The sequence below is a fragment of the Thermosynechococcus sp. OHK43 genome, assembly GCF_014466085.1.
In the GTDB taxonomy this organism is placed as follows: Bacteria; Cyanobacteriota; Cyanobacteriia; order Thermosynechococcales; family Thermosynechococcaceae; genus Thermosynechococcus.
This window is the reverse complement of the sequence record NZ_JACOMP010000254.1, coordinates 1-12,251: the sequence shown is the minus strand read 5'-3', so window position 1 is coordinate 12,251 and position 12,251 is coordinate 1. Positions and strand designations below refer to the sequence as shown.

Sequence of the window (12,251 nt, the reverse complement as noted above, 5' to 3'; positions counted from 1 at the left end):
TCCGGCTGTGGTAAATCAACGCTGCTGAATATGATTGCCGGTTTAGATTTGCCCACCTCAGGTGTGGTCACCTTGGAGGGGCGGCGGGTGGGCCAACCGGGGCCGGATCGCATGGTGGTCTTTCAAAACTACTCGCTGCTGCCGTGGCTTTCGGTACGCGAGAACATTGCCCTAGCAGTGGATGAAGTGCTTGCTCACCTGACTCCTGCTGAACGGCGGCAAATTGTCGAGTCCCATATTGACCTGGTGGGGCTGCGCCCCCATGCCCACAAGCCACCCACAATGCTCTCTGGCGGCCAGAAGCAACGGGTGGCGATCGCCCGCGCCCTTGCAATTCAGCCGAAGCTACTGCTGCTGGACGAACCCTTTGGTGCCTTGGATGCCCTCACACGGGGTAATTTGCAGGAACAATTGATGAAGATCTGCGAAGCCCAGCAGGTGACGGCGGTGATGGTGACCCACGATGTGGATGAGGCGGTGCTCCTCTCGGATCGGATTGTCATGCTCACTAATGGTCCCGGCTCCAAAATTGGCGGCATTCTTGAAGTGGATATTCCCCGTCCGCGGCAACGGATGGCCGTTGTCGAACACCCCAGTTACTACAGTCTACGCAGTGAAATCATCTATTTTCTCAACCAGCAAAAACGGGTGAAGCAGTTGCAGGCGCGTCGCAAACCGCCGATCGCCCGCCATGGCCTCGAAAAAATAAATTTGGAAATTGGCTTTGTGCCCTTGACCGCCTGTGCTCCAATCGCCATCGCCTATGAAAAGGGGTTCTTTGCCCACCATGGCCTTGAGGAAGTGTCCCTTGTGCGCGAGAGCAGTTGGCGGGGCATTGTGGATGGGATTGCCGCAGGCTACCTCGATGCCGCTCAGATGCCGGCGGGGATGCCCGTGTGGTTTACCTGCGGCGGACATGAAGAGCAGCCGCTGCCTGTGGTCAGTGCCCTCACCCTTAGCCGCAATGGCAATGGCATCACCCTGAAAAAGGAATTTGCCGAGCAGGGGATTCGTACCCTGAGTGACTTTCACCGCTACTTGCTACAAACGCGCGATCGCCCCCACCGGTTGGGAATGGTGCATCCCTCTTCAATGCACAATCTCCTATTGCGCTACTGGCTAGCAGCAGGGGGCATTCACCCCGATCACGATGTCCACCTGCAAACAATTCCACCGGCGCAAATGGTGGCGGATCTGCGCGCCGGCAGTATTGATGGCTATTGTGTAGGCGATCCTTGGAACCTCCGGGCCGCCAAAGAGGGACTGGGCTTTACCATTGCCAGTGACATGGACATTTGGGCTGGGCATCCAGGAAAAGTACTGGGGGTGCGAGAAGATTGGGCGATGACCTACCCCAATACCCACATTGCCTTGGTCAAGGCCCTACTGGATGCCTGTCGCTACTGTGCCGATCCTGCCCACAGTGAGGAGATTAAGCAAATCCTCAGCCGCAAAGCCTATGTGGCCACCAACCCTGAGTATTTGGAGCTAGGGCTAAATGAACAAGGTGGGCCAGTGCACCATCTTTTTTTTGGCGACGGTGTCAATCGTCCCAGTCGCACCGAACACCTGTGGATGATGACCCAGATGGCTCGCTGGGGTACGATTCCCTTCCCCCGCAATTGGGTAGAGATTCTGGAACGGGTATGTCGCGTGAGTGTCTTTAGTACGGCCGCCCGCGAGTTGGGACTTTTGGATATTAAATATCGCAGCGGGCCTATTCAACTGTTTGATGGTACGACCTTCAATGCGGATGACCCCATTAGCTATCTTAATAGCCTCACCATCAAACATGAGGTCTATATGGCCGAGATTCCCCTGAATTTACCTGTGTCACGGGCCGCCTAAGTCCCCAATCCACCCTGATGTCAGACTCTCTGGAGTAATCGGAGTTATCCATGATTAGCAACGGCAACCCAACCATGACTACCGCTGTGGCCATAGGCTCTACGGAATCCTTTTTGCGCCTAGAACAGGTAAGCAAAGTCTATCCCACCCGTAGTGGACCTTTCACTGTGCTCACGGATATTACCCTCGATGTTCAGGCGGGGGAGTTTATCTGCGTCATTGGCCACTCTGGCTGCGGCAAAACCACCTTACTCAATATGATCTCGGGCTTTGTGCGTCCTACGACGGGGGAAGTACGCCTCAAGGGTCAGCCAATTAAGGAGCCGGGGCCCGATCGCATGGTGGTGTTTCAAAACTATGCTCTCTTGCCGTGGTTAACTGCGGCTGAGAATATTTATCTGGCAGTGGATGCTGTCTGGCCAGAAAAATCCCGTCCACAAAAGATGGCAATCGTCCGCGAACACTTGGCAATGGTGGGCTTGGCGGAAGCGGCCAATAAATATCCAACTCAATTATCAGGAGGGATGAAACAACGGGTGGCGATCGCCCGTGCCCTGGCAATTCGGCCAGAGATCCTTATTCTCGATGAACCCTTCGGTGCCCTCGATGCCATCACCAAAGAGGAATTGCAAGAAGAGTTGTTGAATATTTGGCAAGAACACCGCTGCACCGTGCTAATGATTACCCACGATGTTGACGAGGCCCTCTTTTTGGCCGATCGCATCCTAATGATGACCAATGGCCCCGCTGCCAAAATTGGTGAGATCATGACCATTCCCTTTCCACGTCCGCGCGATCGCGAGCGCATCCTTGAAGATCCCACCTACTATCAACTGCGCAACGATGCCCTTGACTTTCTCTATCGTCGTTATCATCTCGACGAAGATGCAGAGTAGCTGGTTAATCCTCTCTTTTCTACCTAACATGGCGCAAAATTGAAATTTCTGCCTTACGGCTTGGGCAACCCCTAGGCTGCCACAGGCAGAGAGGTAACGTCCAACCCCGCAGGAGATAACAACTGCCTATTACCGCCACTGTGCTTATCTGCTATCCGTTTAGGATAATGCAACTTGACCGCAATTCCCCCAGTCCCTAAGCTACGCTATAGTGGCAGTACCCTTGCGAGGTTGATGATGGCCAGCTTATTTGACCAAAACTTTTGCTATACCGATCGCGCCCGCGCCATCTTCAAAGAACTGCAACGCAATCTCCATCCTATTTATAGGGAGCTAATGGAAGAAGGGTTCTCTCCTCGAGAAATTACCGCCCTCGTCACCAGTGCTGCTGCCCAAACAGAAAATGCCGCTATTGCTGAATGGGAAGAGGCAAGGGGCAGCTCCCACAGCAGAGCAGAATCACAGACCACGGCCTAGGGGATGAGTTCTCAAGCTCGCATTTTGGAAATTGAGTCCCTGAGTGTCCACTACGGTGGCATTTGTGCTCTGCGAGAGGTGAGTCTGTCTATTGAAGCCGGGGAGTGCATTACCCTTGTGGGTGCCAATGGTGCTGGCAAAACCACCCTCCTGCGTGCCATTTCTAAACTCGTTCCCAGTGAAGGTATTATTCGCTTTGCCGGTCAATCTATTGCCGGGCGATCGCCCCATGAATTAGTCAGGTTGGGCATTGCCCATTGTCCAGAGGGGCGTCAGGTTCTAGCGCGCCAAACCGTACGGGACAATCTCCTTCTCGGTGCCTACTGCCGTCGAGATGAAGCGCAGATTGCCCAAGACCTCGAAGAGCAACTCAACCGGTTTCCCAGACTACGGGAGCGGCAACACCAACTGGCAGGAACCCTCAGTGGGGGTGAACAGCAAATGCTAGCGATCGCCCGTGCCCTAATGAGTCATCCTCGCTTACTGCTCCTTGATGAACCCAGTTTAGGCTTAGCACCCAATTTAGTGCGGGAAATTTTTGCCATTTTGGCGCAACTGCGGCAACAGGGAATGACAATCCTACTAGTGGAGCAAAATGCTCACCTTGCCCTACAATTGGGCGATCGCGGCTATGTCCTGGAGGCAGGCCAAATGACCCTTAGTGGCAAGGCCTCAGATCTGTTGAGCGATCCAAGGGTTCAGCAAGCTTACCTGGGTTAATGCTATGATCAGAGAGCTGGACGTGTGGCTCAGTGGATTAGAGCATCGGATTCCGGTTCCGAGGGTCGGGGGTTCGAATCCCTCCACGTCCGTTAATGAAGTGTCAGAATGATGACTGAACCCGCTACCCGTTCCGAATTGAGCCAAGTCTTGGATGCCATCCAAGGGATGCAAGGGAATTTGCAGGCAATGGAGGCTGCCCTCCAAGCCATAGACAAAAAGCTGGATATTCACATTGCCACTAGTAACGAGAAATTCCAAAGGCTTGAGGACAAAATTGATGCGGTCGAGGCCAAACTGGAACAACAGATTAATGCCGTCGAGGCCAAGCTTGAGCAACGTATCAACGCCGTCGAGGCCAAACTGGAACAACAGATTAATGCCGTCGAGGCCAAGTTAGGGCAGCGGATTGATACAGTAGAATCCACGTTACAGGATATTGCCAAACGACAAGCAGGCACGGATGCGCGGTTATGGGGATTCCTAGTGACCCTGTTGGTGGCTACTGTTGGATTACTGACAAAAGTGCTGTTCTTTGATTTACCTCGCCCCTAAATTCGTTACCTTAAAAACTGGACTAATTCTTCTTAGCCAGTATGTTTCTCAACCTCAAAGATATTATTTTGCTGTTGCATCCCATCTTGGCCTGCACATTTGTTTTTCCCGTGCTTGGTATCACAACGTTCTTTGCCCTGCAAACCCGGCAGCGTCGCCTCAAAGACACCACCTCAATCCCTGCCACAGTCGGCAGTTTGCACGTGAAATTGGGTAATCTCCTAGCTGCTGGCGTCATTGGTATCACATTGGTGGCCTTGGCCTATTCAGTCGTGTTTGGCTTTCAGGGCTTCTTGATGCAGGCGGAGCAGAACAGGCTGCAACCGCTCTCTGTTGTCCTCGTAGCGCTGATGTTTATTGTCACCATTGCAGCAACAGTGCTCCTATATCGCGCTCAATCAAAACTATGGCGTGCTGTCTTTGCCACCCTCTCAGGAATGGGGGTGATCATCCTAGCCTTTCAGCCGGGGGTCTTTCGCCGCGATGACGAGTGGTGGGTTTCTCACTTTTACTTTGGTCTGGCGGCTGTAATGCTGATGATTTTTGCTGTGGCCATTGTGCGAGAGATTTACCAAGATCGATCGCTCCGGTGGCGGCGGATTCATATTGGCTTAAATTCCCTTGCTGTGGTTCTCTTTTTATTGCAGGGCATTACAGGGACCCGTGACCTCTTGGAAATTCCCTTGAGTTGGCAAGCACCCGTAGTCTATCAGTGCAACTTTGATCCGCGATCGCCCCAGTTCAAGACCTGTCCCTAAAAACGAGTCAGGATATACAGCAGTGTGAAGAGGATAATCCAGATCACATCCACAAAGTGCCAATAGATCTCTGCCATAGCCACTCCCGTATGCTTTTGGGCGTTGTAATGCCCGGGGCGGCGCGAGCGCCAGATCACCCCCAAAATCAGCAAAATGCCAATAAAAACATGGAGACCGTGGAAGCCCGTCATCACATAGAAACAGCTGGCAAACACATTAGTGCGCAGACCGTAGCCGAGGGTGAGATACTCATACACTTGCCCCCCAAGGAACACCGCCCCCATCGCCGCCGTGAGCCAATACCATTTGCGCATGCCGCGAACATCATCCTTTTTGATGGCAATATCGCCGTAGTGGATAACAAAGCTACTAGAGATGAGGATGAGGGTGTTGATGGTGGGCACAAGAAGTTCCACCTCGGTGCCTTCGGGTGGCCATTGCTCATTCATGCCCCGCAGCAGTAAATAGGCCGCAAAGAGGCCACCAAACATCAGGGATTCAGAAATTAGAAAGACCAGCAACCCTAAAACCCGAAAATCAGGGTGCTCATGGGTATGATCAACCCCTATGGCCGCCCCTTGAGACTCAACAGCACCTTGCATGGCTTGCTCCTAAAGTGTCCTACTCTTCCTCGTCATGATCCTCATCGGTGCTTTCCCTGCGCCGCTCAATGCCATAGTCGTAGGGACCTTTGGTAACCACGGGCAGTACTTCCCAGTTTTCAATCAGCGGCGGTGAACTGGTCGTCCACTCTAGGCTGAGACCGCCCCAAGGGTTATCGCCAGCAACTTTGCCCTTATTCCAGCTCCAAATGATGTTAATCAGGAAGGGAATTATTGAGAAGGCCAAGACAAAGGCACCTATCGTACAAATCAGGTTAATTGGCTCAAACTGGGGATCGTACATAGCAACGCGGCGGGGCATCCCCTTCAGCCCCAACTCATGCATAGGCAAAAAGGTTAAGTTCGTGCCAATGAACGTCAGCACAAAGTGGAGAATCCCTAGGCGTTCATCGAGAAGCCGTCCGGTCATTTTGGGGAACCAGTGGTAAATGCCTGCATAGAGACCAAACACAGAACCGCCAAAAAGCACATAGTGGAAGTGTGCCACCACATAGTAGGTATCATGGACGTGAATATCCACGGGGGCAGTCCCCAAGGTGACACCGCTAAGACCCCCCAAGACAAACATTGACAGTAGGCCAATGGCAAAGAGCATAGCACTGTTGAGGCGAATTTTACCGCCCCAGAGGGTGGCCACCCAGCTGAAGATTTTCACCCCCGTCGGCACCGCCACAATTAGGGTTGAAATCGTAAAGAACATCCGCATCCAAGGGGGTGTACCGCTGGTGAACATGTGGTGCACCCAGACAAACAGACCCACACAGCAGATGGCCAAACTGGAGTAGGCGATCGCCTGATAGCCAAAGATGGGCTTACGGGCATGCACGGGAATCACCTCGGACATGATGCCAAAGATCGGCAAAATCATCAGGTAGACCGCTGGGTGAGAGTAAAACCAGAAAAGGTGCTGGTAAATAATGACATTGCCCCCGGCATCTGGCTTGTAAAACGAGGTACCAAAGTTAATATCAAACAGCAGCAAAATCAGCCCCGCGGCCAGCACAGGGGTTGAGACTAGAGCCAGCAGAGAGGTCGCTAGCATTGCCCAGCAAAAGAGGGGCATCTGATTCCAGCGCATACTGGGCACTTTCATCTTCCAGATAGTGACAATGAAATTCACCGACCCCAGAATCGAGGAGGTGCCCACAAGGACGATCGCCAGAATCCACATACTCTGGGCAGTGGTGGCTGTGATCGTACTCAAGGGCGGATAGGAGGTCCAGCCCGCTTGGGCACCCCCAAACAGGAAACTGGCTAAAAGTAAGGCCCCCGCCGGTGGGTTCAGCCAAAAGGCCAGCGCATTCAAACGGGGAAAGGCCATATCCCGTGCCCCGATCATCAAGGGCACCAAGTAGTTGCCAAAGCCGCCAATCGCTGCCGGCACCACCCACAGGAAAATCATGATCGTGCCGTGGTTGGTGAGAAAGGCGTTGTAAAGATTGGGATCGAGGAAGTCGGAATCTGCCGTAGCCAGCTCCGTGCGCATGGCCACCGCCATCAGACCGCCAATCAGGTAAAAGATAAAGGCAGTAACCAAGTATTGAATACCAATCACCTTGTGATCAACGTTAAAGGTGAAGTAGTCATACCACTTCCATGCCTTAGGATGCTCAGGGAGGGACAAGGGGGTATCTAGGGGCAGTTGTGCTTGCGCCATAACGCTCTCAAGAATGCAACAGTTCGAAAGAAGCCTAAAGCTTTTCGGGAAAATGGTGGTGGGTCATTGCTTCTACTTGCGCCACCAATTGCGGGGTTATGCCCATCTCCTGGATATGGCGATCGCTCAGGGAGGGAATTACTGGAGCCGTTGCTATCGCTTGGTTTTGATTGCGCCACGTTTCAAAATCCTCTGGGGTATGCACAATCACCTGAGTGCGCATGGCCCCGTGGTAACCCCCACAAAGTTCCGCACAGACCACAGGGTATGTCCCAACTTTAGTGGCCTTAAAGCGCAGTTCAGTGGGGACGCCGGGAATCGCATCCTGCTTCAAGCGAAACTGGGGCACCCAAAAGGAATGGATGACATCCCGCGCAGAGAGATTTAACTGCACGTCCTTGCCGACTGGGATATGCAATTCGCCGGAGACAATGCCACTGTCGGGGTAGGTGAAAATCCACGCATACTGCATACCCGTCACATCCACTACTACGTCTGGGGCTTTGCCTTGAACATCAGGGCTAGCCCCAATGCCAATTTCAGGGGTTTGCGCTGCTGCTAAGAGGGCAGTTGCATCACTGGTAGTCTTCGAGGGGGCTTGGGCAACAACCGCCATCCCTGACTTGGGTGCATGCATCGAGTGCATCGCATGATCCCCCGGATTCAGTCCCCCCATGCGCTGGAAAATATCCACGCTGTAAATGCCAAGGAAGATCACAATCAAAGCGGGAATTGCTGTCCAGAAGGCTTCTAGGGGTAGGTTGCCCTCCACGGGTAGCCCATCGCCTTCCTCACCGGCACGGCGGCGATAGCGAATCACAAAAAGGATGATGGCACCCTGTACTACCAGAAAGAGGGCAGTACCAATTGTGAGCATAATGTCAAAGAAGGTATCCACCAAGGGAGCCTGCTCAGAGGCCTGTTCCGGCAGAAGGCCATGGTGATGTCCTACCCAAAAACTAATCAGGGTAACAACAACGCCAGCGGTCAGTGTCCAAATTGAAGCGGGTATTTGTTCCATGGGGCCAAAGCATCCAGAAAATCCCATCCCGATCCTAGGCAGATTCCCCAAGGATGTGGGTTAAAAGAACCTAAAGATTTATGTTGATTGATTCATGATGCTTAAGGCAGATTGGGCACAGATTAAGACCTTCCCAATGTCATTGAGGACTAGTAGACTCAAGCAATTGTTTACCGGAGGATGACGAATGCTCAATGTCCTTCCCCTGGCTGGGATGTCTTTGGCAAGTCTACACTACTCGACCCATAGAGTAGATCAAACGCAGGTGTATATGGTGGCTGCGCCGATGGCCGAGTATCGGGTGGTTATGACAGAACCAGCGACCAGTGGCCAAGATACCTATTTAGAAACGACGGCGGCTTTTGCGCGGCGTACAGGCGCTGTGGCAGCCATGAATACCAATTTTTTCCGCTGGCTAAATGCCCAATCCCTGCGCTCTTTTCAGGACTACCAAAAATGGATCATGGGGGAGTCCCATCCTGACGGCATTAGTTACCAAGCACTGCGGCAAACGTGCTTGAGGGGTCGAGGCACTATTCCAGCGGGGGTTCTCGGAGCCTACATTGTCAATGGTCGAGTCGTGCGTCCCTATGAGGGGGGCTATTCAGGAATTGTAAATTTTCCTGCCCAAGGAGGCATTGAGTTTTATCGCGGCAGGTTGCCAGAGCAGCCCTTTAATGTGGTCAGTGGCTCGCAGCAGCTTTTAGACGGTGGCAGAAAGCTACCCGTTGATGGCAGCGATCGCACGTCCCCAAAGGCAATTCTTGGCAGACGCGGGAACGAGTATGTCTTTGTTGTCAGCGATGGGCGAGGGAATGGTGGTTCACCAGGGCTTTCTTTGTTGCAACTTCAAGACTTCCTACTGCAGCAGGGAGTAACGGAGGCAACGGCAATGGATGGGGGTGAGTCGGCCACCTTGGTAGTGGAGGGGCAAGTGAAAAATCATCCCCGCGATCGCTATTGCCAGCTAGCACGTTGGCTACCTGCTCCCACCCTCACGTTTATTAATCCTGAAGAGGAGGCTCGCGAAACAGCGATGGCCCTGGGGCGATCGCTCAGACCTGTTGGCGCCAACATTGGCTTAGTACCCCGACATCGCCCCCCAGCCTTCCTTTCCTTGGCGTTTTGGAAGTCCTTGCAGCAACGACTACTTGCCCGACTACGGGCTTGGCGAGACGCCGTCTAATTCCTGAAAACCAAGACCAGATTTTGTTAAAATCCTAGTGTTCACTTTGACCGGCACACGCAAAGCTATGATTCAGTCTGCATACTCCCTCCTGCTGACCATTACCCCTTCCCTGAAAGGTTTCTTTATTGGCCTATTGTCCGGCGCCGTGGTTTTGGGTTTAACCTTTGCGGTTCTGATCGCCATTAGTCAGATTGATAAGGTGCAGCGTTCTTTATAGTCAGCAGACCTAGTAGTGGGCCTTGCACTCCCACTAAAATAGGGTCATGGCCATAAAGCCGTGACTCTGGTTTTCTATTTTGCCCCTTTAGGCAATGGGTTAAATGACTTATCTTTCCTTCTCCCCTCTCCTTGGTCAAATTGTTAATGTTGGGCTTGGACCTGCTGGTCTTTTGGGAATCGGCCTCGCTGTTGCTGGGGCGCTTCTCTATTTCCTGCGCTCGATTCAGCCGGAGTTAGCGCGAGATCATGATATTTTCTTTGCCGCAGTGGCACTCCTGTGCGGGGGGATTCTCTTTTTCCAGGGATGGCGCCTCGACCCAATTTTGCTGTTTGGCCAGTTTCTGCTGACGGGCACTGCTGCCTTTTTTGCCTATGAAAGTATTCGTTTGCGGCGAGTGGCCACAGAGCAGGCACGGCGGAATACCCCCATTGTGGATGAAGAGCGACCCGTTAGCCGCAGCTACACCTACCGGGCAGAAATAGAGGAACTGGAACCCTACGACGAGGAGGAGGAAGAGGAGTACCCACCCTTACGGCGAATTCGGGGTAGCCGCGATGTGTCGCGATCGCGCTATGAAGACGAGGATGTAGAGGAGACCCCCCCGGTAGGCCGTTTACCCTCGCGGCGCAGTAGCCCGTCCCGTCCTGAACCCCCCAGCCGTCCTAGTGTACGTCGTCCCCCTTCACGGCGTCCTCGACCGACAACATCACCGTCAGATGAGATTGTGGATGAACCCTATCGTCCACCGACACCAACGCGCCAGCCCAGCCGCCGTCCCCCACCACCTACCACAGAAACAGCAACAGTGAGCGATCGCCCCACGCGCCGCCGTCCTCCCCGTCCGCGTCCTGAAGGCACCACCGATGGCAGTGAGTATGTGCCCTATCAACCCTTGGATCGTCCTCCCAGTGATGAGCAGGATAACTCGGCCAATTTTGACGATGAATAAACCCTAGGAGCAAAGGCGGTTGACAATGCGTCGCTATCTTCTGGTTTCAGTCCTTGGCTTGGCAGCAATTTGGGGGGGTGTTTCAGGGAGGACTTGGGCAGCTCCCCTAGAGCAAGCCACCTCGGCTCCCTTGCCGCAATCGGTGCAAGCGGTGGTCAATGGCTTGGATGCGGCAGCCAGTCAAAAGAATTTAGACAGCGTCTTGGCCTTCTATGACCCTGAGTTCAAAACAGGGGATGGTCTCACCCTTGAGATATTGCGCAAACAACTGCCCACTTTTTGGCAACCCTATCGCGATATCCGCTACCGTACCACCGTCAACCGCTGGCAACAGCAGGGCAGTGACTGGGTTCTAGACATTAGTACCACCATTGAAGGCACCGGCGGCACCAGCGATCGCCCGCAAAACATTCGTGGGAACCTCCAGGCCACCCAAGTTATCCGCAACGGCAAAATTATTCGCCAAGACATTACCAACGAGAAAACCACCATCACCATTGGTACAACACCGCCCACGGTTCAACTTTCCCTCCCTCAAACGGTGCGTACCGGCGAGGAATTTAGCCTTGATGCTATTGTCCAAGAACCCATTGGCAATGCGATTCTCCTTGGTGCTGCCAGCGATCAGCCCATCAATGCCCAAACCTACGCCAATCCCAGCCCAGTGAAATTGGAGCTTCTCTCTGCGGGCGGCATTTTTAAGGTGGGACGTGCCCCCCAAGAACCCGGTGGCCGTTGGGTCTCTGTAGCCTTAATTCGGGATACGGGCATGGTCTTGATTACACAGCGACTGCGGGTGGAAAAACCATGAGTGAGGCGGAGTCAACCCCTGTAGAGGAACCTGGCTCGGAAAGCACGGCAGGCATTGGCGCAATTCCAGAGCTTGAGCAAAGTACACCCCTGGTCAGTGGCCTGACTTTAGAACACTGTGAAGGACGCTACCGACTCACGTTGCCTAGCGATTTAGACTGGATTGATTTGTGGCCGCAGTTGCAACTATACCTCGTCGGTCAAGAACACCTCTGGTCAGAGCCCTTACCTGTCGAGTGTGCCTGTGGACAGCGGCTCTTAGATCAGTCACAGCTGCAACAGTTGGCCGAGGCCCTCAGCGAGCATCAGTTGCGACTGGACAAAATTATTACCGGACGCCGCCAGACGGCGATCGCCGCTGCTACCCTTGGCTACAGCGTTCAACAGGGGGAACTGCCACCCTTGCTGGCTAAGGAAATCGACGGCAACCCAGAACCCACTGCCAATCCCCTCTACTTGAAAACCACTCTGCGCTCAGGAATAGAAATTCACCATGATGCCAGTGTGATCATTGTTGGCGATGTAAAT

13 protein-coding genes, 1 tRNA gene and 1 pseudogene are annotated in these 12,251 nt (G+C 53.4%); 12 read left to right on the top strand and 3 right to left on the bottom strand.

Annotated features, from left to right (window positions below; all coding sequences use genetic code 11):
- The 7 genes from H8Q75_RS10995 to H8Q75_RS10965 all read left to right on the top strand — a co-directional run.
- Positions 1–1,848 (top strand): nitrate ABC transporter ATP-binding protein (locus H8Q75_RS10995; RefSeq protein WP_297041691.1); only part of this gene is annotated, 1,848 nt, incomplete at its 5' end.
- Positions 1,849–1,922: 74 nt separating this feature from the next.
- Positions 1,923–2,744, top strand: a complete 822-nt coding sequence (locus tag H8Q75_RS10990; RefSeq protein WP_051372890.1) for a nitrate ABC transporter ATP-binding protein — start codon at positions 1,923–1,925, stop codon at positions 2,742–2,744.
- Between the two features lie 174 nt (positions 2,745–2,918).
- On the top strand, positions 2,919–3,221 hold the full coding sequence (locus H8Q75_RS10985) for a hypothetical protein (RefSeq protein ID WP_225871742.1): 303 nt from the start codon (positions 2,919–2,921) through the stop codon (positions 3,219–3,221).
- Between the two features lie 3 nt (positions 3,222–3,224).
- On the top strand, positions 3,225–3,941 hold the full coding sequence (locus H8Q75_RS10980; RefSeq protein ID WP_024125031.1) for an ABC transporter ATP-binding protein: 717 nt from the start codon (positions 3,225–3,227) through the stop codon (positions 3,939–3,941).
- Between the two features lie 18 nt (positions 3,942–3,959).
- A tRNA-Arg gene (locus H8Q75_RS10975) sits at positions 3,960–4,033 on the top strand.
- 16 nt (positions 4,034–4,049) lie between these two features.
- Positions 4,050–4,496 (top strand): hypothetical protein, encoded by a 447-nt coding sequence (locus H8Q75_RS10970; RefSeq protein WP_297041685.1) that lies wholly within the window; start codon positions 4,050–4,052, stop codon positions 4,494–4,496.
- Positions 4,497–4,537: 41 nt separating this feature from the next.
- Complete coding sequence (locus H8Q75_RS10965; RefSeq protein ID WP_297041682.1) at positions 4,538–5,254, top strand: DUF4079 domain-containing protein; 717 nt, start codon at positions 4,538–4,540, stop codon at positions 5,252–5,254.
- On the opposite strand, the gene H8Q75_RS10960 is transcribed toward H8Q75_RS10965, so the two are convergent.
- The 3 genes from H8Q75_RS10960 to H8Q75_RS10950 are packed head-to-tail and all read right to left on the bottom strand — an operon-like array spanning position 5,251 to position 8,555.
- On the bottom strand, positions 5,251–5,856 hold the full coding sequence (locus H8Q75_RS10960) for a heme-copper oxidase subunit III (RefSeq protein ID WP_024125034.1): 606 nt from the start codon (positions 5,854–5,856) through the stop codon (positions 5,251–5,253). The genes H8Q75_RS10965 and H8Q75_RS10960 overlap by 4 nt on opposite strands.
- A 19-nt stretch (positions 5,857–5,875) precedes the next feature.
- Positions 5,876–7,534, bottom strand: a complete 1,659-nt coding sequence (ctaD, locus tag H8Q75_RS10955) for a cytochrome c oxidase subunit I (protein ID WP_024125035.1) — start codon at positions 7,532–7,534, stop codon at positions 5,876–5,878.
- 34 nt (positions 7,535–7,568) lie between these two features.
- Positions 7,569–8,555, bottom strand: coding sequence for a cytochrome c oxidase subunit II (locus H8Q75_RS10950; protein ID WP_297041677.1), 987 nt, complete (start codon positions 8,553–8,555; stop codon positions 7,569–7,571).
- A 187-nt stretch (positions 8,556–8,742) separates the two neighbouring features.
- Here H8Q75_RS10950 and H8Q75_RS10945 point away from each other — a divergent pair, with 187 nt between their 5' ends.
- The 5 genes and pseudogenes from H8Q75_RS10945 to H8Q75_RS10925 form a co-directional block, all read left to right on the top strand.
- Complete coding sequence (locus H8Q75_RS10945) at positions 8,743–9,741, top strand: phosphodiester glycosidase family protein (RefSeq protein WP_024125037.1); 999 nt, start codon at positions 8,743–8,745, stop codon at positions 9,739–9,741.
- 94 nt (positions 9,742–9,835) lie between these two features.
- On the top strand, positions 9,836–9,961 hold the full coding sequence (locus H8Q75_RS10940) for a photosystem II reaction center X protein (protein WP_164921214.1): 126 nt from the start codon (positions 9,836–9,838) through the stop codon (positions 9,959–9,961).
- A 103-nt stretch (positions 9,962–10,064) separates the two neighbouring features.
- On the top strand, positions 10,065–10,913 hold the full coding sequence (locus H8Q75_RS10935) for a Ycf66 family protein (protein ID WP_024125039.1): 849 nt from the start codon (positions 10,065–10,067) through the stop codon (positions 10,911–10,913).
- A 25-nt stretch (positions 10,914–10,938) separates the two neighbouring features.
- Positions 10,939–11,724: a periplasmic protein gene (locus tag H8Q75_RS10930; protein ID WP_024125040.1), complete on the top strand. Its 786-nt coding sequence runs from the start codon at positions 10,939–10,941 to the stop codon at positions 11,722–11,724.
- Positions 11,721–12,251: pseudogene (locus H8Q75_RS10925) on the top strand (septum site-determining protein MinC); the annotation flags it as partial. The gene H8Q75_RS10930 and the pseudogene H8Q75_RS10925, both read left to right, overlap by 4 nt.